This is a genomic window from Pseudooceanicola pacificus, from assembly GCF_009789075.1.
Lineage (GTDB): Bacteria > Pseudomonadota > Alphaproteobacteria > Rhodobacterales > Rhodobacteraceae > Pseudooceanicola > Pseudooceanicola pacificus.
The window spans coordinates 132344-156469 of sequence record NZ_WNXQ01000002.1 but is presented as its reverse complement, the minus strand read 5'-3'; the positions used below and the strand labels follow the sequence as shown (position 1 = coordinate 156469).

The following is a 24126-nucleotide window of genomic DNA, read 5'->3' as shown; positions in this document are numbered from 1 at the left end:
ATGGGACTGCCTCTCTCGATTACCGGCCTGACCGTCCGTGCCAGCGATGGCCGCGTGCTGCTGTCTCTGCCGGAACTGGAACTGCCCGCCGGAGCGCTTGTCGGCATCCAGGGCCCGTCCGGAGCGGGCAAGTCGACACTGCTCTATGCCCTGGCCGGGCTGCTGGACGCGCAGGGCATGATCCGCTGGGGCGACGAGGACATCCTGCGCCTGCTTCCCGGCAAGCGCACACGGTTCCGTGCAGAGAATATCGGCATGATCTTTCAGGACTTCCTGCTGTTCGAGGAACTTGACGCCGAGGCCAATGCCGGCCTCGCCGCCATGTTCCGCCCAAGGCGCGAGCGGGGGGCAGTGCGCGCCCGCGCGGCGGGCTGGCTCGACTTCCTTGGCCTCGGCAGGCAGGCGAAGGATCGCTCCGTGGCCAGCTTTTCGGGCGGCGAACGTCAACGCACATCCATCGCCCGTGCGATGGCGACGAATGCGCCCGTGTTGCTGGCGGATGAACCGACCGCAAGCCTCGACAGGGCGGCCGCCGACGCACTGATCGAAGACCTGATCGCCGCCGCGCGCGGTGCCGGCACCACTCTGGTCGCCGTCAGCCATGACCCCGCGCTGATCGCCCGCATGGACCGCGTATTGAACATCGTCGACGGCAGGGCGACCGACAACCGGGCGAGCGCTGCATGACTGTCTGGGACACCCTCCCCGCGCTGGCGCAGGACATCGCGTTGACGGCCCTTCTGCTTGTCCCGGCGCTCCTGGTTGGCGCCCTCGTCTTGCGAGGCTATGCGCCCTGGACGCTGGTCTGGGCGATCCTGCGGCGGTTTCGCGGCGCCTCTGCCCTGTTCGTCCTGCTGATCGCCATTTCGGTCTGCATGGGCATCGGCCTTCTGGCACAGGAACGCGGCTTGCGGCGCGGCACCGCGCAGGCGGCGGACAAATTCGACCTGGTGATCTCTGCGCCGGGCAGTGAACTCAGCGTCATGATGGCCGCGGTCTTTCTGCAACCCTCCGACATGCCGCTGCTGGACGGGGCGACCTACGCCGAGATCTCCACGCACGACAACGTCTCGATCGCCGCCCCGCTCGCCTTCGGAGACAGCTTTGGACCGTCGCCGGTGATCGGGACCACGGCGGACTTCGCGCGCTATCTGGCGGACGGGCAGATCGAGGGCCGCATGTGGCAGGACACCCACGAGGCGCTTGTCGGCGCCCTGGTCGATCTGCATATCGGGGACGGGTTCGAACCTGCCCACGGCCACGGCGACGCCGCCGAACACGACGCCCATGAAGGCGCGGACCTGACGGTTGTCGGCCGTCTCGCCCCCACCGGCACACCCTGGGACCGCGCCATTCTGCTGCCGATCGAAGCGGTATGGGGCGTTCACGGTCTGGCCAACGGCCACGCGCCCGAGAGAGCCGACCAGCTTGGCCCGCCCTTCGACCCGGCCTATTTCCCGGGCACGCCCGCTGTCGTGGTTCGGTCAGAGGCGCTTTGGGCAAACTACGCCCTGCGATCCGAATTCACCCGCGATCGCGACACGATGGCCTTCTTTCCCGGCGCGGTCCTGTCACAGCTCTACCGCGTCCTCGGCGACATCCGCCAGATCATGTCGCTGATGGCGCTGGTGACGCAGACCCTTGTGGCTGCCGCCGTTCTGCTTGGGCTTTTCATCCTGTCGCGCCTGTTCCATCGGCATATCGCCCTGTTGCGCGCGCTCGGGGCACCGGCCCGTTTCGTCTTGGCTGTGGTCTGGTCGTTCGGCGCAGTGCTTCTTTCGGCCGGTGCCATCTTAGGGCTGTGTATCGGAATCGGCGCAGCGACACTCCTTGCCAGGGTCGTGACCGCCCAGACCGACATTCTCGTGACCGCGCCGCTCGGCTGGACCGAAATCCACTTCCTCGCCGGCTTCGTTTCCGTGACGCTGGTCCTGTCCCTTCTACCGGCCGCAATCATCCTGCGTCAGCCCATCGTACCGGCCCTCCGGGCGTGACGGGTGGCGATCCGTCCTGACCAGAGCCGGGATTGGCAAAGATCGCAGCCAAGGTGCGCTTGCCGCCCAAAGTGCGCCCTGAACCACCTTTCGCAAGGATCGACGCAGACGCTATGCGCTCCATCGGTGCTTTGGGTTGCCAGCCCGTATGATGTCCAAAAGTACAGGCGTCAGGAGTCCTGACCCGGATCGGGTGGCGCAGGTGGGCCCGGATGGTGCGTTCCAGGTGTTCGGCGGTTGAGTGGCCCCCGGGCCTGTGGCGATGTGACGGAGGATTTGGCCGGATCGGTCTTGAAGCCGACCCTGCGGCTTTGCCTGACGCTGCTGGCCTGCCGCACCGTGATCACGCGCGGGCGCAACGACACGGGCCGCGATGACGTGGGCAAGACCCGGCGGATGTGGTCGCGATGATCGAGGCCATGGTCGCGCCCCTCACCCGCAGCGGCGAGGGCCTGTTCGTGGCGAGCTTCCGGCGCATCAGCGCAGACCCTGCCGAGCGCGCCCGGCTGATCCGGCAATATCTGAGACGGGAGTGATGCAGGCGGCGGGGCCTCGCACCCGGCCGAAGCCGGAAACCCCGCAAAGCGCTCCGGTCCGAAGACCGTGCTACGGCCGCGAGACTATCACCGTGTCACGCCTGCATGAGGGGACATAATCGTGATCCGCATCGAACTCAACACCGAGGAGATGACCCGGGCGCCCGCCCGGGTCGCCGCGGCACTCACCGACATGACACCGCTGATGCAGGACTTCGGCGATTGTCGGGTGACAGATAAACTTACAGTGGAAGCCGGAAGAGACATCAAGACGCCGGAAGAGGCCAGAAGACGACAACTTCAACAGGTCATGCCGACCCAAAGTGGCTGGGTACTGAGCGGCGGCAATCAGTCAGTGGTATTGAAGACCCGTGGTTTGCCGGCCAAAAGAAGGCCGATCGGCACGGATTGGACCTCTGGCCATACGAGAGGCGTAACCCTTTGTAAAACCGGGTTGAAACGGAATTTGAGGGGTACACAAAGGCGCTTATCGGACCGAAATCCTGGCCGGTAAGTGGGACCCAGGCCGCCCACTTACCATGAAGGCGTCCCACTTGGCGGATTTGATCTTGATATCAATGCACTAGGCTTTGGACGCCCTCAGCGCGAGCCGACCTTAAGTGGGACCCGATTTTTGACCGGCAGTAGTGATTCCAGCCGAACCAATGGCTTAAGCATCAAGTCACGTAAACCGTGCAAAGCTCGATGCAGCGATCTCGATACTTGCCGTCAAGACAATGGCAGGTGCGGAGGCGGCACTCGCAGCGACCTCGACCTTACTGACGTGCATTTGCCCAAGTTGCCCAAGCCCGCACATAGGCCCTGATGGCTTCATTGCTGTCTTCCTCCTTGTCCTCGGCAATATGCCAATGATCCGGGCAGGCAAAATTAGGCCGCAAAAGAGTCAGGCCGACGCCGGACTTCACTCCAAAGGCGGCATTGACCTGTTGCTGGGACAGATTTAGTGCAGCGGTACAATCCACCGACCTGAGTGACGTGGAACCCATGCGGCAGTCACTCAGGTCGGTGGATCGTATATTCGCCCCTCTCAGGACCGCCCTTCTCAGGTCCGCCCCACTCAGGTCCGCCTCAGTCAGGTCCGCCCCACTCAGGTCCGCCTCAGTCAAGTCTGCCCCACTCAGGTACGCCCCGCCCAGGTAAGCCCCACTCAGGTCCGCCCCTTTCAGGTCCGCCCCTCTCAGGTCTGCCCCACTCAGGTACGCCCCTCTCAGGTTCGCCTCAGTCAGGTCCGCCTTTCTCAGGTCCGCCCCTCTCAGGTCCGCCCCAAACAGGTCCGCCAAGGGAAATCGACACATGTTCAGATTACTCATGGCCAGGTCGAGTCCGCTCAGAGTAGCGGGAATAGCATCACCTATTTCCGGCACTGGAAATATTCTGTCGATCATGTCGGATGCGGCCCGGCTCGAGGATGAAAAGGTCCCAATGGGTATCAATTCTGCCTGATTGTCAGGGACGGAGTTGTGCTGGGAAGCCCAAAGGGACGTGACAGTCGCCAGCATGGCTGTTTCTGCGCATTTCTGATGATGTTCCAAGCCACGATAATCAAGTATTTGGAGGTCTTCCGACTTCTGCACAGGGAAGCCGTGCACCAATGTCCAATCAAAGATATCTGACAGGGTATCGATGATCTCTATTTTGGGACTTCGACACCGCAGTTTGCATTCGTCGCTGAGGAACCGCAACACAGGTCTTGACACTTTCCCGCCACCGATCAGATCCACCCATCGCAGCGCCAATTGCTCCTCACTTTCATCGATGTCGTCATTGCGCCACAGTTTGTGCAGGCGATCCGCAGCCCCCAGCATAGCGCGCGCGGCAAGATATTCACCGAAGCTCTTGTGAACGAATTCAAATCCGGCGCCATCCACATCCTGCCGGGAGTGCACCATCAGCGCGACATTTTTCAGACTGGCGCCATCGATCCCGGAGTATAGCGAATGTTCCGCCTTGGGGTTGGCATAGCGCCTGCGTAATTGACTAAATTCTTCATGATCGCCGGTCCGGCCATTGCCCCGAAACGCGGCCAGACCGAATACCTCCATCAACTCGAAGAAATGCCTTTCCTCCAATTGCCTGTAGGCATCCAAATCCTTGTCCTTGTTGCGCCGGAAAACCTTTCGAAGAATGTCATAATAGACAAGGTTGCGGTTTTCTGCCGCCTCTTCCCAGCGGTCGCCGCAGAATTCCGATATGATCAGCAGGTGGAGCAGCAGCGGTTCCACATTCAGCTCTGACATGCTTTCGTGAGTAATCGCGTCGGATGGGGCGAGGTCAGGAGTTCCCCGAACTCTGCACCATTTTTCCCAATATGCGATACGGCTGTCGCCCTCCATCAGGTTGCCTGGATCCTGGACTGGGTCGAACCCTTCCTCGATGTCTTTGTCAGCTGGGTTTCGGTCAAGACGCAGATCATTACGTGTCATGGCACGGATCGGGGCCACATGGATCAGAGCGTCAAGGCTGAGGTCCCCATCTTCGAGGGCGGCATCCATGGCACCGTCCCGACCCAGCACAAGAGCGGAGGCTGGCCGCCCGGCCGAGTTGAGGTCGTTCAAGACGTGCTTCAGATTGCTGACGAACTTCCTGGTCAGTTCATTTTCACGGTCCTTGTTCGTCGTCAGTTCATCCAAACCGTCGAACACCAGTAGGATGCGGCGAGTGTCCTCGCCGTGCCAGTCCAGCGGGTTTTCCGGAAAGCCTTCAGTCTTGTTCGGCCATTTAAACCCGTGCCGCGCCTTCAAATGTCGCCCGATGCTTTCCTTAAGCGTGCCGTACATCGCGAGGTGTTGCAGTTGAACGAACAGAACCCGGTGGGTTCCCTTGCTAATCCGATCCGCGCTGTAAGCCTTGGCAAACGAAGACTTGCCGCTGCCCGGGCCGCCAGCGATCAACCGCACGGCATCTTGCGGACTTGGGGCTTCAAGCCAGACGTCTATAGTGTGGTGAAGATCTCCGACGGTCGCTGTCCGATATCTGAGCGGGTCCCGTCCGCCGGGCCGTTCCATCTCGTGTTCCGTGTTCCAATAGCACCGGAGCTTTTGATAGACCGAAGAGAGCGGGATATCGATGTCGCTGTCCGGTGAGAAGACCGGCGTTTCATGGAAGAGTCCCCGCACCCACGCGCTGTGCCGTTTCCATGCAATGTCTCTGCGATCTGCGGTTGACGCCGCGCCCTGGACGGCCTCAACCATCCCTGAAAACAGGTCGGATTGTCGATCAAACACGGCCGTGACCGATCTGGCCAGCGTTTCCCTATAGGCTTGTTTGGCTTGGTCATCGCTGAGCCCCGCGTCAGGGGCCGCAGTAGCCACCAGCTTCGGTATGTGTCCAATGCAGATTTGGGTGAACGACGCCAATGCAAGATTTGTTAGGTCGCTTGCCGCCAAATTGCCGTGATCCGGCAGCAGTTCCACCAGTTCTTGGGCATGCGATCGCAACTCGCTGTCCGTAAGTTCGCAGCGCATGCGCGGCTCACGCAGCAGCATGACACCCGCTGTCGACACGCAACTGGCAATGAATGTCCAGGCCCTGTGCTCGGGACTATCTTCAAGCTCGCCTTTAACCTTGGCCCAAATCCCCTTCAGGCCTTCAGCCGCACTCACCGGGTCTTGGTACTGAATCTTGGCCAGCGCGACGGCTGCAAGTAGGACAGCTTCGTTGATGTTCTTCTTAATTCCAGGTTTCTGAAATTTCAAAGGTTCATTCCATCTACCAAAAATGGCCAACACAAGAGAATCGACCAAGTCGACAAGGACAACAAATTGGTATCAAAAGAAAACTAGCGTCGACCTTCGGTGTCCCCTCGGCATCTAGATCCGTGGCGCCTTGATCGAAAGGCCGAGTTCTTTCCGGGCACTTTCTAGGTCAATTTTTGCCCTCGTTCCGTGCTTTTCCAATAGGAACAAGAGGTTGGCGCCAGACATCAATGTGATGGGTTTGCCTGAGGCGAACTTGTGAGCGTCTGGCCCAAAGTCGGCTGTCGTTACCAGGATGCCTTTGGATGCTCCCTCATTCATAACGGTTCCGTACAGATCCCGCACCGCAGACACACCAACCGTCTTAGTGTATCGCTTTGCCTGAATTACTATCTTGCCGCCTGAAATTGGGTCAGGGTCAAACGCCACCGCATCAACGCCACCGTCGCTGCTGGATTGAGTCACCTTGACCTCACCGCCTCTGGAGGCGAATTCGCGCTCAAATATCTGCCGAACCAGGTGCTCGAACTCCTCCCAGTTCATAGCTGCCAAGTTTGTTGTACCGGCATCGTCCAGCGAAACATCCTGGGAATCTATGAACCGGCGATCTTCCTTGCTGATCGACATGATCGGCGGGATCGGCGCGAGCCCTGCAAGGGAGCTGGCTGAAACCCCCTTCAAAGTCTTGAAGCACGTTTTTGGGTCAACGCGCGACAGTTCGATTGCCTCAAATGTCGGCCTATCAACCATGACCGACATAATCACGGACCGCACGTTCTGACCAGTGGCCTTGTTGACGGTGTCCGTCACGCCGTTGAACACAATGGTCGAAATGTAGCCAAGCGTGTCGGCTTCGAACAGTTCGTGGATGGTCCGGAGGCATATTTGATAGCAAAGATCGTCGTAGAGATCTCTCGCTTCTTTCTGACTGATCTTGCTTTCCTTAAGTTCTCCCGTCTTCGCGACAAATCGTACCGACTTGGTCAGCGGAAGCGCTTCGGGATCAGGAAGTTCAAACTCGACCAAGAGGGTCTTACTTTCTGGATCAAAGGATAGGTCATGATTCCGAGGTACGACTTCATTGTAACTGGAGCTGTCGAGCACCAGAGCGGCGTGTTCGACAATTGCTTCCGGCTCTCCAACGCGCCAACGATTTCTGAGATCGTCGACCAGTGCGTTAGCTGCGGCCTGTCTCTTGTCAAAAGCCACCGCTTCGAGTTCTTGGTGTTGCTTCCACTGCTGCTTCCTCATCTGCCAGGACTCGAGCGCCGCCGCATGTTCCTTTTGGCGTCTTGTCCTGCTTTCGACAGCGACCTGAGTGGCTTGATTGTGCCGCTCCTGAATCTGACGAGATTTGCCAAAAAGCTTATCGAAGAAGCCAATCTTGGGAGAATCGGGTAGTGGTACTAGCTGAGGTGCCGCGGGAGCCCTTTCACCAAACGGTTGCCGTATATAGCTTTCTCGGCTCTTAAGGCTGTCCCAATCAACTTCATCGTTGATGCCGAGCGTATGCATCAGAACGTTCCGAAGTTCCTCCCGTGCAGCTTCGGCATCGATGGCCGTCTCTTCAGCGAGCTCCCTACCCTTTTGTAGGTCCTGCTTCTGTTGGGCAGCTTCAAATTTCGTGTCCCACGACGCCAGCAAGGTATCGATCTTGTTCTGCAGTATCTCCACTTCCGGAGCGCTGAGTTCCTTATGCAGGTTCAAACCCAGGTGCCTGACATCCACGTAGTAGGGTAGAATTCTGTCACCTCTGGCGCTCCATTTGACCTGAAGCGGGCCATGAACGATTTGTTTGCCAAAGCGCGTTCTGAAAAATACCGAGACCGACATCGTAGAGTAGTTTCCGTTGCTCATCTTTCAACCTGATCATGAGGCGAGTCGGCATTCACGCAAAGAATTTACTGGTCCCTTCGCAGCTTTATGAAATCGCTATTTTTTTTGTGTTGATTGGTGAATATGAGGTGTAGGTTTTGTACTCTCGCCACCGCACAAATAATATCCAGCTCTGGTGTAAATATACTGACCTACTGACCGCTTGCACTCCAGGTGTGCCCCGACCAGGCGACGCGGCCGATAACCACCATTTGCTCGACCTCAACCGGCTCGCGGAATTCCAGGGGCACCGTTGGGTTCTCGGAGCGGATCGCCAGACGGTCTGCGTGCAGTTCGAGGCGCTTGACGCGGACGTCTCCGCTGACATCGACGAAGGCGTAGACATGGCCGGACCTTACGTCGGCCTTTCGACGATCGATCAGCACCAGGTCGCCGTCGTGGAGCGGCGGGACCATGCTGTCGCCCGCCACGCTGACAACGCAGCACTTGTCAGCCTGCAGTCCCTGGTCGTCGATCCATCGGGTTCGGAAGGCGACCGGCGCGAGAGGCACGGTGTTGTCAACCGAGGCGCCCGCTCCGGCCGCCAGTTTCACGTCAAATCTCTCGACCATGACAAACTGGCCCGCGCGCGCGATCTTCTGATGGGCGGAGAGGCTGGGCCTGCGTGGGCCGACGTAGAACTCCAGATCCAAGACCTCGCAGATGGACTGAAGCTTCTCAAATGAAGGTGCGGAGCCGCGCCTCATATTCTGTATCGCGGAGGTATCCTTCCGCTGGAACGCGAGTTCATGCAGCTCCTGGCAGAAAAGCTAGCTCAGCGAGACGTGTTCACGCCCCCTTGAAAGGGGCGTTCAAACCGCCTCCTCCCCGCGCCTTTGAAAAATCGTTTGCTGTAACTTTAGCTGTCAAACACTGAAAACTTCGGTGTCACGCTACAGTCACGCTACACTCGGCCCGGCGCGGGATCCCGCCACCTGATGCCGCGCGTTGACACAAACCGGGAACAAGTGTAGAACAAATCCGACACACACCCCGCTGGGAGAGCAGGCATGCTGACGAAGAAACAGCTCGATCTACTTGAATTCATTCACAAGAGGGTGCAGCGCGACGGTGTTCCCCCCTCCTTCGACGAAATGAAGGAAGCGCTGGATCTCAGGTCGAAATCAGGCATTCACCGCCTGATCACGGCGCTGGAGGAACGCGGCTTCATCCGCCGGCTGGCGCATCGTGCGCGGGCGATCGAGATCGTCAAACTGCCCGATGCCATGGGCGGGGACGCACAGGCCTTCACCCCTCGCGTGATCGAGGGCGGCGCGGTCGAGCGGCCGCACCGGGCGCGGCCGGTGGAGAGCGTGGATGCGATGGAACTGCCGGTGATGGGCCGGATCGCGGCGGGTGTGCCGATCGAGGCGATCGAACAGGTCTCGCATCATGTCGCGGTGCCGGGCGCCATGCTGTCGGGCAGCGGGCAGCACTATGCGCTGGAAGTGCGCGGCGACTCCATGATCGAGGCGGGGATCAACGACGGCGACGTCGTGGTGATCCGCGAGACGTCGACCGCCGACAATGGCGACATCGTGGTCGCCCTGGTGCAGGATCAGGAGGCGACGCTGAAACGGTTCTACCGGCGCAACGGGATGATCGAACTGGTCGCGGCCAACCCGGATTACGAAACCCGCGTGCTGCCCGACCATATGGTGCGGGTGCAGGGCCGCCTGGTGGGCCTGATCCGCACCTACTGACCGGCGATCAGGGATCGGGGGCCGCCCTGCCGGAAAGGTGGATCGGTTCCTGCAGGACCACGGGCGACAGCTCTGGCTGGGGTATCGGCCGGGGCCTGGCGCCACGCCAGCGCAAGGCCAGGGCGGCAAGGGTGTCGCCCCAGGCCAAGTACCCGGCCAAGTCCACGGCCATGTCATCGTGCCAGGGCCGCGCGGCCCCGGCCCGCCTGTCCGAGGCGACGATGCGGGCGCCCCCCTCTTCCAGCACAAGAGAAACCGCCCCGGTGCGCGACAGGGTCTCGGGCCCGATCACCCGGCAGCCCTGCAACGGGGGCGCCGGGGCGTTCGTCACCACCAGAACCGCGCCGCCGCAGCCGGTCAGCCCGGCGACCCGGCGGGCGCCCGTGACGTGGCGCACCGCCCCGTCGCGCCAGCGCGCGGCCGCCGTGGCCTGATCCGCCGGGTCGCCGTCATTCTCCAGCCAGACGCGGGCCACGAAACCCGCTCCGCGCCCGCGGCTCAGCGCCCTGCCCTCGGCCGTCATCAGGCCGACCAGCCCGCCGTTTTCCGCCACAAGCAGCGCCGGACGTTCGACCGTGGCCCAGAGCGCAAGCGCCACGGCAAGCGGGGCCAGGCCCAGCCACCGGGGCCAGCCGCGCCACAGGCAGACCAGCAGCGCGCCCAGCGACAGCAGCGGCAGGACAGCCGGTGGCGGCGCCGCGACATGGCCGATCGCGCCGGGCTGCGCGGCCACCGCATGGGCAATGCGCAGGATCCAGTCGAGCCCGAGCCCCATGACCTTCAGCGCCAGCGCCTCGGCGCCAAAGGGCGCGAGGCAGGCGGCGGCCACCGCGGAGGGCATGACCACCGCCCCCATCATCGGCACCGACAGCAGGTTGGCGATCAGCCCGAGCCGCGAGATCTGGTTGAAATGCGCCGCCCCGAAAGGCGCCGTCGCCGCGCCCGCGACCGCCGAGGAGATCACCACCGCCAGCACCGGATCGAACCAGCGCCGTGCCCGCCCCGTGGCGCGGTCGCGCAGGGCGCCGAAGACCGTGACCAGCGCCACGGTCGCGGCAAAGGACATCTGGAAACCGGGGCCGGTCAGCGCCTCGGGCCGGCGCAGCAGGACGATCAGCGCGGCCAGCGCCACGGCCCGCAGCGACAGGGCCCGCCGGTCGGCCAGCACCGCCACCAGCATCACCGCCGCCATGACGAAGGCGCGCTCTGTCGCCACGTTGCCGCCCGAGAGGGCGAGGTAGCCCGACGCCGCCGTCAGCGCCGCCAGCGCCGCGATCTTCTTGACCGGCCAGCGCAGGGCGACCCAGGGCCAGAGCGCCAGGGCCAGGCGCACGGCGGCAAAGACCACCCCCGCCAGCAGCCCCATATGCAGGCCCGAGATCGCCAGCAGATGCGCCAGGTTCGCCGCCCTGAGGTCCTCCAGCGCGGCCTGCCCCATGGCCGACCGGTCCCCGGTGGTGACCGCCACGGCAAAGGCGCCGGTCTCGCCCGGCAGAACTTGGGCGATGCGCAGGGCGACGGCCCGGCGCAGGGCCTGCACCGGCATCGCACCCGGGCCGGGCGGCGCAAGCTCCACCATCGGTTCGCGCGCATAGCCCACGGCGCCCAGCCCGAGGAACCAGGCATGGCGGCGGAAATCGAACCCGCCGGGTTCCACCGGCCCGCCAGGCGGCGCCAGATGGGCCGTCACGGCGACCCACTGGCCCGCGACGGGGGCGAGAGGCGCCACATCGCCATGCAGGGAAATCCTGACGCGGTGCGGCGCTGGTCCGGGCCCCGGATGCTCAAACCTCACCCGATCCAGCGTCAGCCGCACCGCGTCGCCGGCGGAACGGTCGATCGCGACGACACGTCCCTCCACCGGTCCGTAATACCTGTGGCCCAGCACCGGCCCGGCCACCAGGGCCGTGCGCAGCGCCGCCACCTGAACCCCGGCCGCCACCAGCGCGACGGCCCAGAGCAGCGGCCCCAGGGCCGGGCCGGCCCACCGGGTCGCGAGGCCGGCGGCAAGGGTCAGTGCCGCCAGCCCCGCAAGGATCGCAAGCCCGGGTTCGCGATCCAGCGCGAAATAGACCCCGATGCCGCAGCCCAGGGCCACGGGTGTCCAGGGGAACAGGTGCCCCCTCTGGGCAGTCATCAAAGCCGCGGGGATCGAGGCCAGGCGCAGCACTTGTCACCCCTCGCGCGCGTCGGTAGACAGTCCCGAAGCTAAGAACACTTGGTTAGCAAAAGGTTAACAAATACGCATGTCCGCGCAGGTCGTCACTCGTTTCGCCCCTTCGCCCACCGGCTTTCTGCACATAGGCGGGGCGCGGACAGCGCTGTTCAACTGGCTCTTTGCACGCGGCCGGGGCGGGCGTTTCCTGTTAAGGATTGAGGATACCGACCGCGCCCGTTCGACCCCCGAGGCGACACAGGCGATCCTCGACGGGCTGGCCTGGCTGGGCCTCGATCACGACGGCGATCCGGTCAGCCAGTTCCAGGGCGCCGCCCGTCATGCCGAGGTCGCGCTGGAGATGCTGGCCAAGGGCCACGCCTACAAGTGCTTTGCCTCTCAGGACGAGATCACCGCCTTTCGCGAAGAGGCCCGCGCCGCCGGCCGCTCGACCCTCTACCGCAGCCCCTGGCGCGACGCCGATCCGGCAACCCATCCCGACGCCCCCCATGTGATCCGCCTGAAGGCCCCGCGCGAAGGCGAGACGGTGATCGAGGATCAGGTGCAGGGCCGCGTCACCATCCGCAACGACCAGCTGGACGACATGGTCCTGCTGCGGTCGGACGGCACGCCGGTCTACATGCTGGCGGTGGTGGTCGACGATCACGACATGGGCGTGACCCATGTGATCCGGGGCGACGACCACCTGAACAACGCCGCGCGCCAGATGCAGATCTATCACGCGATGACCTGGGATGTGCCGGTCTGGGCGCATATCCCGCTGATCCACGGGCCCGACGGCAAGAAGCTGTCCAAGCGTCACGGCGCGCTTGGGGTCGAGGAATACCGCGACATGGGCTACCCGGCCGCGGGCATGCGCAACTACCTGGCCCGCCTGGGCTGGAGCCACGGCGACGACGAATTCTTTACCGATGCGCAGGCGCGGGACTGGTTCGGGCTGGAGGGCATCGGCAAGTCGCCCGCCCGTCTGGATTTCAAGAAGCTGGAGAACATCTGCGGGCAGCATTTCGCCGCTGCTGCGGATGCATCCGTTCTGGCGGAACTCGACGGATTTCTGGCCGCCACAGGGGCCGCTCCGCTGGACGGGGTGGTCCGCGAGAGGGTTGCCGCGGCCATGCCGTTCCTGAAGGAACGCGCGAAGACCTTCCCGGAACTTCTTGAAAAGGCAGAGTTTGCCATCGCGGCGCGACCCATCGTTCCGGACGAGAAAGCGGCCAAGGCCCTGACCGAGGAAACGCGTGACATGCTCACGCAATTGACGCCGCACCTGCAAAATGCTAGCTGGAACCGGGACGAGCTGGAGGGTGTGTTGAATGGCTTTGCAGAAGCGCAGGGCACCAAGTTCGGCAAATTGGCGGGCCCTCTCAGGGCTGCGCTGGCGGGACGTTCCGCCACTCCCAGCGTTTTCGACATGCTGATGGTCCTGGGGCGCGATGAAAGCGTGGCCCGGATCGCCAACGCCGCTGGCAGCGCCTGATCAGGCCGCCGCCGGTTAACCGCCCGGAAAGCCCCGGGCGACTACGAATGGCGCGGGCCTCCGGGGTGCGCGCCTGAACCAGGAAGGGGATGTAATGGCAGACACGAACAAAACGGCAACGCTGACAATCGGGGACCAGAAATACGATCTCCCGATGCTTTCCCCGACCGAGGGGCCGGATGTCGTCGACATTCGCAAGCTCTACGGCATGGCCGATGTCTTTACCTACGATCCGGGCTTTACCTCGACCGCGTCCTGCGACAGCTCGATCACCTATATCGACGGTGACGCGGGCATCCTGCTGCACCGCGGCTATCCGATCGACCAGCTGGCCAGCAAATCGCACTTCCTGGAAGTGTGCTACCTGCTGCTTTACGGCGATCTGCCCTCGGCCGCGCAGCTTGAGGATTTCGAAAGCCGCGTGACCAACCACACGATGGTGCACGAGCAGATGCACCGGTTCTTCACCGGCTTCCGCCGTGATGCGCATCCGATGGCGATCATGACCGGCGTCGTGGGGGCCATGTCGGCCTTTTACCACGACAGCACCGACATCAACGATCCCTGGCACCGCGAGGTCGCCTCGATCCGCCTGATCGCCAAGATGCCGACCATTGCGGCCATGGCCTACAAATACTCGATCGGCCAGCCCTTCGTGTATCCGCGCAACGATCTGGACTTCGCGTCCAACTTCCTGCGCATGTGCTTCTCGGTCCCGGCCGAGGATTACGTGGTGAACCCGATCCTGAGCCGCGCGATGGACCGGATCTTCATGCTGCACGCGGATCACGAGCAGAACGCCTCGACCTCGACGGTGCGTCTCGCCTCGTCCTCGGGCGCGAACCCCTTTGCCTGCATCGCGGCCGGCATCGCCTGCCTCTGGGGCCCGGCACATGGCGGCGCGAACCAGGCGGCGCTGGAATCGCTCAAGGAAATCGGCACGACCGACCGCATTCCGGAATTCCTCGCCCGCGCCAAGGACAAGGACGATCCGTTCCGCCTGATGGGCTTTGGCCACCGGGTCTACAAGAACTTCGACCCGCGCGCGACGGTGATGAAACAGTCCGCCGACGAGGTGCTGGAGCTTCTTGGGGTCGAGAACAACCCGATCCTGGCCGTGGCGAAAGAGGTCGAAAAGGCCGCGCTGGAAGACGACTATTTCATCCAGCGCAAGCTGTTCCCGAATGTCGACTTCTATTCGGGCATCATCCTGGAGGCCATGGGCTTCCCCACCTCGATGTTCACCCCGATCTTCGCCGTGTCGCGGACCGTGGGCTGGATCTCGCAGTGGAAAGAGATGATCGAGGATCCGCAGATGAAGATCGGCCGCCCGCGGCAGCTCTACACCGGCGCCTCCTACCGCGACTACACGGATGTCGAAACCCGCTGACCCGGGTTTGTCGAATCGAAATCGAAGGGGCGCCGCGGCGCCCCTTTTCTTTTGTCCCGTCCCGGCCCGTTTGATGCCGGAGTGGAAACGGTCAACCCCCTGAAACCCTTTTGTTTCTGCCGATCAGGCGCCCGAAGAATCCGCTTCCCGCCGCCGCGAATTCTGATATTTTCTCATAAGAAACCAGTGGCGGAGTGTCACACATGATTTTCGCATTGCTCGCCTTTCTTGGGCTGGGCGCTTTCATCCTGTCCGACAATGACGGATCGGATCACGAGGCCGAGGATACCGAGGCCACCCCCCCTGAACCGGTAGAAATCGTGTCCGTGGACAAGTTCCTGGGCACAGATGACATTGACGTTCTGGTGACCGGCGAGGCCGACGAGAAACTTGTCGGCGAAGGCGGCAACGACGTTCTGGTGGCCGGCGGCGGCGACGACCTGCTGCTTGGCGGGCCGGGCGACGATATCCTGGCCGGCGGCACCGGCGACGACACGATGGAAGGCAACCAGGGCAACGACCTGATCTTTGACGAGTCCGGCGCGGATGTCATGAACGGCGGCAATGGCGACGACCTGATCTTTGGCGCCGACATCCTGGACTACGCCAAGATGGTTGCATCCAGCGTCAAGGAGGGCACCGACGTCCAGCCGTTCAACACTCTGGACTGGAGCGACTCGGGCGAGGCCGACACCATTTCCGGCGGCAATGGCAACGACTACATCACTCTGGGCGCAAACGACCAGGCGACCGGCGGCGAGGGCGACGACTTCATCGTGGTGGGCGATTGGGTCAAGGGCGCCGGCGCGGCACCTGTGATCCATGACTACAGCCAGACCCCCGACAACGACGACCAGATCGCCTATATGAAGGACTTCCGTGACGGTCCCGCACAGTTCGAGGTGGTGCAGACCCTCGAAGGCGACACCGCGACGATCATGGAAAGCGGCCAGGCGGTGCTGACCGTGAACAAGATGCCGGGCACCCTGTTCCAGGCCAATATCTTTGACGTGACCGTGGACATGCAGTCGTCGTCCATCTGAGTCGCGGACCCAGCAAGACCCCGATCAGCGCCCCTCGAATTTCGCGGGGCGCTTTTCGAGAAAGGCCACCACGCCCTCCTGAAAATCGCGTGACCCGCCGCAACTGCCCTGCGACCGGCCTTCCAGCGCCAGCTGGTCCTCCAGCGAATTGTCCCAGGTGCCCCGGATCGCCTGCTTGGCCATGCGATAGGCCAGCGAAGGGCCCTGCGCCAGATGCGCCGCGCGCGCCTTCCAGGTTGCCTCGAAATGATCGTCGGACACGTGTTCCCAGATCATGCCCCAGTCATCCGCCTGTTTTGCCGTGATTTTTTCGGCAAACAGGGCGGCGCCCATGGCCTTGGCCGTGCCCATCGACCGCGGCAGGGTATAGGTGCCACCGGCGTCGGGGATCAGCCCGATCCGGGCAAAGGCCTGCAGGAAATAGGCGCTTTCCGCCGCGATCACCACGTCCGCGCAGAGCGCGAGGTTGGCCCCTGCCCCGGCCGCCGCGCCGTTGACCGCGCTGATCGTCGGGATCGCGCAGTTCACGATGGCGCGGACCATCGGCAGGTATTCGTCGCGCAGCGTGCGCTCCAGGTCGGGATTGGCCACCGAAGACCGGTCGCTCAGGTCCTGCCCCGAACAGAAGGCCCGCCCGGTGCCGGTCAGTACCAGCACGCGCGCCTCGCGTTCCGCGACCTGCACGGCGTCGGTGATTTCCGCCCGCATCTGCCCGTTCAGCGCGTTCATCTGATCCGGCCGGTTCAGCCTCAGCACGGCGATGTCCTCGGCAATGTCGAGCGTAAGTGTCTGGTAGGTCATGGATGCTCCCCGGGGCAGGTTCCTCTCGTGCCGCAGTCAAACCGAAAACCGGCGGCGCGGAAAGCGAAACCGGGCGTCACTCCTTGAGCAACGCCTGCAATCTCTGCTCTTCCTCGGGACTCAGCGCATCTTCGCGGCTCGCGGCGCCCTGGCTGCGGCGGCGCACGAACAGGGCGCCGATCCCCAGCCCCAGTACCAGCATCAGTGGCCCCGCCCCCCAGAGCAGCCAGTTGGCGCCCCCGGTCGTGGGTTTCAGCAGGACATATTCGCCGTAGCGGTCGGTGATGAAATCCACCACCTCGGTGTCGCTGTCGCCCGCTGTCAGCCGCTCGCGCACCAGCAGGCGCAGGTCGCGGGCCAGTTCCGCGTTGCTGTCGTCGATATTCTCGTTCCGGCAGACCAGGCAACGCAGGCCCTGGCTGATCTCGCGCGCACGCGATTCCAGTGCCGGATCGGCCAGCACCTCGTCCGGCTGCACCGCCGGGGCGAGCGTGGCCACAAGGGCCAGCGCGGCGGCCAGAACCAGCGCCCTCATTCCGCGGGCACCCCCTCGGCCACCGTCTTGCGCGAACCTGCCGCGACCCGGAACCGGCGGTCGCTGAGGCTGAGCGCCCCGCCCAGGGCCATCAGGATGGTGCCGCCCCAGATCCAGTTCGCCAGCGGCTTGTAATAGCTGCGCATCGCCCAGCCACCGCCGTCCTGCGGATCGCCGATCACGACATAGATGTCGCGCAGGAAACCGTTGTCGATCGCCGCCTCGGTCGTGGGCATCCGGGCCACCGGATAGAAGCGTTTCTCAGGCCGCAGCTGCCCGATCTCGTGCCCGTTGCGCGACAGGGTTACAGCCCCGGTCGTCGAAATGTAGTTCGGCCCCTCGACCCGGTTCACCGCGTCGAGCGTGATCGTGTAGCCGGCCAGTTCGACGCTGTCGCCGATCTGGACCACGCGAATATCCTCCTGCTGCCAGGCGAGCATGGCCGAGATCCCGATCATCGCCACACCCAGCCCCGCATGGGCCACGGCCTTGCCCCAGTCCGCCCGTGGCAGGCGGCGCAGGCGGCCGAACCGGTCCCCGCCCCGGCCGCTGCGCGACCACAGGTCAACGGCGGCCCCGGCGACTAGCCAGGCGCCAAGCGCCATGCCAAACGGCCCGAGCACCGTCCGGCCCGATTGAATTGCCCAGGCCAGTGCAAGCACGGCCAGCGCCAGCACGGCCCCTGGGACAAGTGTGCGGCTCACCCGCCCCAGCCGGGCCCGTTTCCACGGAAGCATCGCCCCGAAGGGCAGGACCAGGCCAAGGGCTACCATGAAAGGTGTGAACGCAAGGTTGAAGAACGGCGCCCCCACCGACAATTTCCGGTCAAAGGCGAGTTCGGCCACCAGCGGCCAGATGGTGCCGACGAAGACGACAAAGGCGGCGACGCAAAGGAGGACGTTGTTCAGCACCAGCCCGCTTTCGCGCGACACCATCGAGAAGACCCCGCGCGAGGACATCGCCTCGGCCCGCACGGCGAAAAGGATCAGCGCGCCGCCCATGAAGACCGCCAGAATCAGCAGCAGGAAGACGCCGCGTTCGGGGTCGTTGGCAAAGGCATGGACGGAGGTGATGATGCCCGACCGGGTGATGAAGGCGCCGATCAGCGAGAAGCCGAAGGCGACGATGGCCAGCAGGACGGTCCAGGCCTTCAGGCTTTCGCGCTTCTCGACCACGATGGCGGAGTGCAGCAGCGCGGCCGCCACCAGCCAGGGCATGAAGGAGGCGTTTTCGACCGGGTCCCAGAACCAGAACCCGCCCCAGCCGAGCTCGTAATAGGCCCACCAGGAGCCGAGCGCGATGCCGATGGTGAGGAAAATCCAGGCCGCCAGCGTCCAGGGGCGGACCCACCGGCCCCATGCGGCATCGACCCGCCCCTCGATCAGGGCGGCGACGGCAAAGGAGAAGGACATCGAGAGCCCGACATAGCCGAGGTAGAGGAACGGCGGATGGAAGGCGAGGCCCGGGTCCTGCAGCAGCGGGTTCAGGTCCTGCCCGTCCATCGGCGGCACGGCCAGCCGCAGGAAGGGGTTGGAGGTGAAGAGCAGGAAGGCCAGGAAGGCCGCGCCGATCATGCTCTGCACTGCCAGGACCCGCGCCTTGAGCGTCGCGGGAAGGTTGCCGCCGAACCAGGACACCGCCGCGCCGAACAGGGTGACGATCAGCACCCAGAGCAGCATCGAGCCCTCGTGATTGCCCCAGACCCCGGTCACCTTGTAGAGCATCGGTTTCAGCGAATGGCTGTTGGCGGTCACCAGCGACAGGGAAAAGTCAGAGGTGACAAAGGCATAGGTCAGCGCGCCGAAGGAGAAGGCCACCAGCAGGAACTGCGCGTTGGCGGCGGGTTCGGCGACGGCCATCCAGCCCGGTGCGCGCCGGTGGGCGCCGATCAACGGCACGGTGGCCTGCACGAGGGAGACCGCGAAGGCGAGGATCAGGGTGAAGTGGCCAAGTTCTGCGAGCATGGCCCGCTTATATTCATCTCGGCCGATATGGCCAAAGGCTTTCGGATGCGCGGAGCGATCACATTGTCGCGGCCCCGCCCGCTTGAGACGTCTGGTGGCGGGCGGGGCTGGAAGAGTTCGGTGCCAGTGGCGGCGCCGGAGGTTCGGGCCGGGGCCGAAAGCTGCAAGGCCGGTGGCAGGGAATTGCGGGAAAGATCAGGCCCTTGCCACCTGTCTCCATTCATCGAGCGCCGCGTTCGCGCCGGTTGCCAGGGCGGCTGTTGCCGTCCCGCTGCCCTGCCCCGGTTCCTCGGGCGACCCTTGCGGGGCACTCGGCATCACCGAATCCGTCACAGCGGGCATCCGGGCGATGGAGCTTGCCAGCTCTCGCTGGAACTGCTGCCCCTTCAACTGGTGCCGGGCGCCGAAATAGAAGCTGACGATGGCCCCCATCAGCCACCAGAGGGCCTCGGGCACCAGGGCGAGGCCCTGCATCCGCCCGGCAAACCAGGCCGGGTCGGTCATCGCGGCAACAAAGAGCCCGATCGTGCCAAGCGCCATCATCGGGCGGGGCAGCCGGTTCACCCCGTCGACCAGCGCGTCGAACCAGCTGCGCCGGCCGGTGAACTCTGCCCCGAACTGGGCCAGGGCCGCCGTCGCCCTGTCATGGTCGCGCTGCGCCCCGGCCTCGGCATTCTCGCGGAAGACCCCGGCGGTGTCGCGGATCAGGTTGCCGCCGCCAAAGACCATCGAAAGCACCTTCTCGATCAGCCCCATGCCGCCACCCTCGCCCGGAATTCGGTGTCGCTGAGGTGATAGCGCGGGGCGATGAACTCCTCTGCCCTGCGGATCCAGCCGCCTTTGCCGCCGGCCCGGGTGAGCGCGTATTTGCGCGATGCCGGGCGGCGGTCGGCGAGACCGAAATAGTAGTTCCGTCGCGCAATCCCGTAGGCATCCGCCAGGTGGTCCGGCGCGGCCTCTGCCGCTTCGCGCGCCGCGCGGATGGTCTGGGGACCGATCGCGCCGTCGACATCGACCGTCCAGCCCATGCGCCCAAGCAGGGACTGCAGGATCTTCACCGCATTGGCCCCGGCGTTGACATACATGTCGAACACCGTCGGCCAGAGCAGTTCGGGCAGTTCGGCAATCCGGGGCCGTTCGAAATAGTCCCGCAGGAAGATCGCCACCGCCTGCTCGCGCGTCAGCCGCTTCACATCGGCGATGCCCACCACGCCGTCGCCATCCACGTCCATCCCCAGCCGCCGCAGGGTGTGGATCGTCACGCCGTGGTTGGTTGCCCCGCCGGGATCGTCGGGATCGTTCACATAGCCGCCCTCGCGGGCGACGATGGCCTCTGCAATCTGTTGTACCTCTTGCGCCATTTCATCCTCCAAGGATCATGGCACAAGCGTCTCAACAGGCGGTTAATGTCAGCTTCCTTCGCCGTCCGGCTGGTAGACGCCCTGTTCCTTCAGCGCGTCGATCACCTCTTTCGGCATGTAGCTTTCATCGTGTTTCGCAAGGATTTCAGTGGCTTCGAAAACGCCGTTGATGTAGCGCCCGGTGCCGACCATGCCCTGATCCTCGCCAAAGAGATCGGGCAGCACGCCACGAAATGTCACCGGCACCGCGCCGCCGCCATCGGTGACGCGAAAGCGCACCGTCTCGCCCTGGCCGCGCTGGAGCGACCCCTGCTCGACCAGCCCGCCAATGCGGAAGGTTTCGTTTGGCGAGGGCGGTTCCGCCAGCACCTGACTGGGCGAGCGGAAGAAATTGATCCCGTCCTGAAAGGCATAGCCGATCAGCCCGACGGCCAACGCCAGAGAGACAAAGGCCAGGGCGATGATCTGGATGCGGCGCTTTTTCTTCAGCCCTCTCATAGGATCCTCACGGGAAAAGCGGGGCCATCATCAGCCCCTCGGTTTCATCGAGGCCCAGCATCAGGTTGGCGTTCTGGATCGCCTGGCCCGAAGAGCCCTTGGTCAGGTTGTCGAGCACGCAGACCAGGATGGCCCGACCGTCGATACGCTCGCCGGTCACGCCGATATGCACGAAGTTCGAGCCGCGGACATGGTGTGTCGAGGGGGGCTCGCCAAACGGAAGAACGCAGACGAAGGGTTCATCCGCATAGGCCTTTTCCATCGTGGAATGAATGGCTTGCGCGTCGCCCTTCAGGTAACAGGTGGACAGGATACCGCGGTTTGCCGGCAAGAGATGCGGAGTGAACTGCACCCGCACCGGCCGGCCTGCAAGCGCCGAGAACTCCTGGTCGAATTCGCCGAGGTGACGGTGTTTCCCGCCCACGGCATAGGCGTGATAGCCCTCGGACAGCTCGGCAAACAGCGTATCCTGCCGCAGCCCGCGCCCGGTGCCGGAGACCGCGCATTTCATGTCGAGGATGATCTCGTCGAGGTCGATCACCCCGGCGGCGATCAGCGGGCGCAGGGCGAACTGCCCGGTGGCCGCATTGCACCCCGTCCCCGCCACCAGCCGGGCGGTGCGGATCCGGTCGCGGTAGAATTCGGTCAGGCCATAGACCGCCTCGCCCTGCATTTCGACGGCGGCATGGTCGTTGCCGTACCAGGTGCGATAGGCCTCGGGGTCCTGCAGCCGGAAATCGGCCGAAAGGTCGACGATCTTCAACTCTTTCGGCAGGGCCTTGATGACCTGCTGCGAGGTCTTGTGCGGCAGGGCGCAGAAAGCCAGGTCGATGGCGGAGAAATCGACCTCGTCCACCGTCACGAGGTCAGGCAGATCGAGATGGCGCAGGAAAGGAAACACCTGCGCCATGGACTGGCCGGCGCTGGAATTGGCGGCAAGGGCGGCGATCTCCATCCCGGGATGGGTGGCGATCAGCCGGATCAGTTCGGCGCCGGTGTAACCGGACGCGCCGATGATTGCGATTTTCTTGGCCATGACTGGGCCTCCTCAGCAGGGCCTTCGACAGGCCCCGGCGCATCTGCGCTCTAGATAGGGAACCGGACCGCGCGGGTCCAATGAGATGGATCAAATGCCGCGGGTCACGCGGGCAGGAATTTGACCTGTCGTCGGAGGAACTGCGTCGCCCGGTCGGACACGCGGGCAGTGTCGCCGGTGGTCAGGAACATCGACTCGGTGCCCGGGCCGACCATCTCGGGGCGGCGCTTGAGGTAATCGGCCAGCGAGGCGGCGACCAGGCTCGCCTGGGAATAGACCGCGACCTGCGGCCCCAGAGCGGCCTGAAACACCTCTTCGAGCATCGGATAATGGGTGCAGCCCAGGATCGCGGCCTCGGGCTTGGGCATCTTGCGTTTCAGCGCGTCGACATGGCTGCGCACCAGGGCCTCGGCCAGGATGGTGTCGCCTTCCTCGATCGCGTCGACCACACCGCCGCAGGCCTGCGCCTCGACGTCCACGCCGATGGCGCGGAACGCCAGTTCGCGCTGAAAGGCCCGGCTGGCCACCGTCGCGGGGGTGGCAAAGAGCGCCACATGTTTTACCGCAACCTCGCGCGGGGGAGAGTTGTCGCCCCACTGCCGTTCGGTCAGCGCCTCGATCAGCGGGACAAAGACGCCCAGCACCCGCTTGTCGGTCGGCACCCAGCTTTCCTGCATCCGGCGCAGGGCCGCGGCCGAGGCGGTGTTGCAGGCCAGGATCACCAGGTCGCAGCCGGCCTCGAACAGGCGCTGGCAGGCGGCGGTGGTCAGGGCATAGATGTCATCGGCATCGCGCACCCCGTAGGGCGCATTGGCATTGTCGCCGAGATAGACAAAGGGCACATCCGGCAGGCGCTTTGACACGGCGTCCAGCACCGTCAGGCCGCCAAGGCCGCTGTCAAAGATCCCGACTGCCATCCGCCTGCCCTCCGGGGGCCGTCAATGCGCGGCCCCGCGATGCTTTTCCTCGAACTCGAAGCCGTAGTCATAGGATTTCAGCGGCTCCGGAGACAGCTCATACGTCGCTTTGCGCAGGAAATCCATCAATGCTTTCGGCTCGCGTGAACGGGCCTGCAATTCGGCCTGCGCAACGGGCTCTCCGATCACCGCGCGCACGGGCGTGCCGATGCGCGAGCGGAATTCCTTGAGCAGCAGACCAAGGCGCAGGGTGTAATGCACATGGCTGGCCAGCTGGAACAGGCGCGAGTTCCGGCCCTCGAAAAAGACCGGCACCACGGTGGCCCCGGATTTTGCGATCATCCGGGCGGTGAAGGACCGCCATCCCGGGTCCATCGGGGTCGAGAACGGGCGCGCGGCGGTCGAGACGGTGCCCCCCGGAAAGACGCCGATCGCCCCGCCCTGCGCCAGATAGTCGAGCGCGGTCTTGCGGGTTTCGAGGTTGGTCTGCAGCGCCTCTTTCGTGTCGTCGAAATTGATCGGCAGGATCAGGCGGTTCAGGTCTTCGGACTTGCGGAAGACATGGTTGGCGAGGATGCGGAAATCGCCCCGCGCCTCCTGCAGGATATGGCCCATCATCAGCCCGTCGAGGATGCCGTAGGGGTGGTTGGCGATCACCACCAGCGGCCCCTCGCGCGGGATGTTGTCGAGCCCCCCGCCCAGGGTTTCCAGCCGCAGCCCGTAGCGTTCCATGATCACCGACCAGAAATCGCGGCCCGCGGCGACCTCGTCCTGGTAGCCGTCCGCCCGGCGGATCAGCGAGGGCCGCCCGGTGACATTCTCCAGCGTGCGGATCACCGCACGCGAGAACTTGGTGGCACCCGAGTGCGAATAGCTCAGCTCTCGGGCGATCTGGCGGGGCGTGGGTTGGATCGTGGCTTGCATGGGTCCGGTGCGCGGCATGGTGTACCGCGTAGATAGTGGTGTCGGGGCAGTCTATCCAGTCTTTGTAACGCCCGCATGCCGGGGCCACCCGTCGCAGCGTCCCGGTGGGCCACCCATCGCGACGCCGGGCCAAGACGGCACATGGCAGCGCCGGGCCGGGGCAGAGTCCCGCCGATGCGT

At 64.2% G+C, this 24126-nt stretch carries 21 protein-coding genes; 8 read left to right on the top strand and 13 right to left on the bottom strand.

Features of this window, described 5'->3' with window-relative positions; all coding sequences use genetic code 11:
• The 4 genes from GLS40_RS03800 (at position 1) to GLS40_RS03790 (ending at position 3044) form a co-directional block, all read left to right on the top strand.
• Positions 1–687 carry an ABC transporter ATP-binding protein gene (locus GLS40_RS03800; protein WP_160381371.1) on the top strand — a complete coding sequence of 229 codons (687 nt, stop codon included), beginning with the start codon at positions 1–3 and terminating at the stop codon, positions 685–687.
• Positions 684–1994: an ABC transporter permease gene (locus GLS40_RS03795; protein ID WP_160381369.1), complete on the top strand. Its 1311-nt coding sequence runs from the start codon at positions 684–686 to the stop codon at positions 1992–1994. Before GLS40_RS03800 ends, GLS40_RS03795 begins: the two co-directional genes overlap by 4 nt.
• Before the next feature lie 407 nt (positions 1995–2401).
• Positions 2402–2530, top strand: coding sequence for a hypothetical protein (locus tag GLS40_RS18080; protein WP_268892921.1), 129 nt, complete (start codon positions 2402–2404; stop codon positions 2528–2530).
• A 121-nt stretch (positions 2531–2651) separates the two neighbouring features.
• Positions 2652–3044, top strand: a complete 393-nt coding sequence (locus tag GLS40_RS03790) for a phage virion morphogenesis protein (RefSeq protein ID WP_160381367.1) — start codon at positions 2652–2654, stop codon at positions 3042–3044.
• 262 nt (positions 3045–3306) lie between these two features.
• Here the strand turns inward: GLS40_RS03790 and GLS40_RS17930 are convergent, their stop codons facing one another.
• The 3 genes from GLS40_RS17930 to GLS40_RS03775 all read right to left on the bottom strand — a co-directional run bounded on the left by GLS40_RS17930 (position 3307) and on the right by GLS40_RS03775 (position 8774).
• Complete coding sequence (locus GLS40_RS17930; RefSeq protein WP_235905768.1) at positions 3307–6246, bottom strand: pentapeptide repeat-containing protein; 2940 nt, start codon at positions 6244–6246, stop codon at positions 3307–3309.
• Between the two features lie 114 nt (positions 6247–6360).
• A complete protein-coding gene (locus GLS40_RS03780; protein ID WP_202075869.1) occupies positions 6361–8103 on the bottom strand; it encodes a restriction endonuclease in 1743 nt (580 codons plus the stop codon).
• A 170-nt stretch (positions 8104–8273) separates the two neighbouring features.
• Entirely contained in the window at positions 8274–8774 is a 501-nt protein-coding gene (locus GLS40_RS03775; RefSeq protein WP_160381365.1) for a S24 family peptidase, read from the bottom strand.
• Between the two features lie 357 nt (positions 8775–9131).
• On the opposite strand from GLS40_RS03775, the gene lexA reads away from it, so the two are divergent.
• On the top strand, positions 9132–9824 hold the full coding sequence (gene lexA, locus GLS40_RS03770) for a transcriptional repressor LexA (protein ID WP_160381363.1): 693 nt from the start codon (positions 9132–9134) through the stop codon (positions 9822–9824).
• 7 nt (positions 9825–9831) lie between these two features.
• Here lexA and GLS40_RS03765 read toward each other — a convergent pair whose 3' ends face one another.
• A complete protein-coding gene (locus GLS40_RS03765; RefSeq protein WP_160381362.1) occupies positions 9832–11961 on the bottom strand; it encodes a ComEC/Rec2 family competence protein in 2130 nt (709 codons plus the stop codon).
• 109 nt (positions 11962–12070) lie between these two features.
• Between GLS40_RS03765 and gltX the strand changes: the two genes are divergently transcribed.
• The 3 genes from gltX to GLS40_RS03750 all read left to right on the top strand — a co-directional run bounded on the left by gltX (position 12071) and on the right by GLS40_RS03750 (position 15910).
• A complete protein-coding gene (gene gltX, locus GLS40_RS03760; RefSeq protein WP_160381360.1) occupies positions 12071–13477 on the top strand; it encodes a glutamate--tRNA ligase in 1407 nt (468 codons plus the stop codon).
• A gap of 94 nt (positions 13478–13571) precedes the next feature.
• Positions 13572–14867: a citrate synthase gene (locus tag GLS40_RS03755; RefSeq protein ID WP_160381358.1), complete on the top strand. Its 1296-nt coding sequence runs from the start codon at positions 13572–13574 to the stop codon at positions 14865–14867.
• 203 nt (positions 14868–15070) lie between these two features.
• Entirely contained in the window at positions 15071–15910 is an 840-nt protein-coding gene (locus GLS40_RS03750) for a calcium-binding protein (protein WP_160381356.1), read from the top strand.
• Between the two features lie 24 nt (positions 15911–15934).
• Here the strand turns inward: GLS40_RS03750 and GLS40_RS03745 are convergent, their stop codons facing one another.
• From GLS40_RS03745 to GLS40_RS03705, 9 genes are all read right to left on the bottom strand, one after another.
• Positions 15935–16711 (bottom strand): enoyl-CoA hydratase-related protein, encoded by a 777-nt coding sequence (locus tag GLS40_RS03745; RefSeq protein ID WP_160381354.1) that lies wholly within the window; start codon positions 16709–16711, stop codon positions 15935–15937.
• A gap of 76 nt (positions 16712–16787) precedes the next feature.
• Positions 16788–17237: a cytochrome c-type biogenesis protein gene (locus tag GLS40_RS03740; RefSeq protein ID WP_408003721.1), complete on the bottom strand. Its 450-nt coding sequence runs from the start codon at positions 17235–17237 to the stop codon at positions 16788–16790.
• A gap of 5 nt (positions 17238–17242) precedes the next feature.
• Entirely contained in the window at positions 17243–19210 is a 1968-nt protein-coding gene (locus tag GLS40_RS03735; protein ID WP_160381349.1) for a heme lyase CcmF/NrfE family subunit, read from the bottom strand.
• Positions 19211–19405: 195 nt separating this feature from the next.
• Positions 19406–19966, bottom strand: coding sequence for a holin family protein (locus GLS40_RS03730; RefSeq protein WP_160381348.1), 561 nt, complete (start codon positions 19964–19966; stop codon positions 19406–19408).
• Complete coding sequence (locus GLS40_RS03725) at positions 19957–20571, bottom strand: holin-associated N-acetylmuramidase (RefSeq protein WP_160381346.1); 615 nt, start codon at positions 20569–20571, stop codon at positions 19957–19959. The genes GLS40_RS03730 and GLS40_RS03725 overlap by 10 nt, the downstream gene beginning before the upstream one ends.
• A 48-nt stretch (positions 20572–20619) precedes the next feature.
• Positions 20620–21069 (bottom strand): cytochrome c maturation protein CcmE, encoded by a 450-nt coding sequence (ccmE, locus tag GLS40_RS03720; RefSeq protein WP_160381344.1) that lies wholly within the window; start codon positions 21067–21069, stop codon positions 20620–20622.
• 7 nt (positions 21070–21076) lie between these two features.
• A complete protein-coding gene (gene argC, locus GLS40_RS03715) occupies positions 21077–22105 on the bottom strand; it encodes an N-acetyl-gamma-glutamyl-phosphate reductase (protein ID WP_160381341.1) in 1029 nt (342 codons plus the stop codon).
• A gap of 104 nt (positions 22106–22209) precedes the next feature.
• The gene (locus GLS40_RS03710) at positions 22210–23022 is read right to left on the bottom strand and encodes a glutamate racemase (protein ID WP_160381339.1); all 813 of its coding nucleotides are present in this window, start codon (positions 23020–23022) and stop codon (positions 22210–22212) included.
• 21 nt (positions 23023–23043) lie between these two features.
• The gene (locus GLS40_RS03705; RefSeq protein ID WP_160381337.1) at positions 23044–23946 is read right to left on the bottom strand and encodes a lysophospholipid acyltransferase family protein; all 903 of its coding nucleotides are present in this window, start codon (positions 23944–23946) and stop codon (positions 23044–23046) included.
• Positions 23947–24126: the final 180 nt, after the last annotated feature.

Coding starts and splice junctions, on each gene's coding strand:
- GLS40_RS03800 (WP_160381371.1), top strand. CDS start 1: ATGGGACTGCCTCTCTCGATTACCGGCCTGACCGTCCGTGCCAGCGAT.
- GLS40_RS03795 (WP_160381369.1), top strand. CDS start 684: ATGACTGTCTGGGACACCCTCCCCGCGCTGGCGCAGGACATCGCGTTG.
- GLS40_RS18080 (WP_268892921.1), top strand. CDS start 2,402: ATGATCGAGGCCATGGTCGCGCCCCTCACCCGCAGCGGCGAGGGCCTG.
- GLS40_RS03780 (WP_202075869.1), bottom strand. CDS start 8,103: ATGAGCAACGGAAACTACTCTACGATGTCGGTCTCGGTATTTTTCAGA.
- lexA (WP_160381363.1), top strand. CDS start 9,132: ATGCTGACGAAGAAACAGCTCGATCTACTTGAATTCATTCACAAGAGG.
- GLS40_RS03765 (WP_160381362.1), bottom strand. CDS start 11,961: ATGACTGCCCAGAGGGGGCACCTGTTCCCCTGGACACCCGTGGCCCTG.
- gltX (WP_160381360.1), top strand. CDS start 12,071: ATGTCCGCGCAGGTCGTCACTCGTTTCGCCCCTTCGCCCACCGGCTTT.
- GLS40_RS03755 (WP_160381358.1), top strand. CDS start 13,572: ATGGCAGACACGAACAAAACGGCAACGCTGACAATCGGGGACCAGAAA.
- GLS40_RS03750 (WP_160381356.1), top strand. CDS start 15,071: ATGATTTTCGCATTGCTCGCCTTTCTTGGGCTGGGCGCTTTCATCCTG.
- GLS40_RS03745 (WP_160381354.1), bottom strand. CDS start 16,711: ATGACCTACCAGACACTTACGCTCGACATTGCCGAGGACATCGCCGTG.
- GLS40_RS03735 (WP_160381349.1), bottom strand. CDS start 19,210: ATGCTCGCAGAACTTGGCCACTTCACCCTGATCCTCGCCTTCGCGGTC.
- GLS40_RS03730 (WP_160381348.1), bottom strand. CDS start 19,966: ATGGGGCTGATCGAGAAGGTGCTTTCGATGGTCTTTGGCGGCGGCAAC.
- GLS40_RS03725 (WP_160381346.1), bottom strand. CDS start 20,571: ATGGCGCAAGAGGTACAACAGATTGCAGAGGCCATCGTCGCCCGCGAG.
- ccmE (WP_160381344.1), bottom strand. CDS start 21,069: ATGAGAGGGCTGAAGAAAAAGCGCCGCATCCAGATCATCGCCCTGGCC.
- argC (WP_160381341.1), bottom strand. CDS start 22,105: ATGGCCAAGAAAATCGCAATCATCGGCGCGTCCGGTTACACCGGCGCC.
- GLS40_RS03710 (WP_160381339.1), bottom strand. CDS start 23,022: ATGGCAGTCGGGATCTTTGACAGCGGCCTTGGCGGCCTGACGGTGCTG.
- GLS40_RS03705 (WP_160381337.1), bottom strand. CDS start 23,946: ATGCAAGCCACGATCCAACCCACGCCCCGCCAGATCGCCCGAGAGCTG.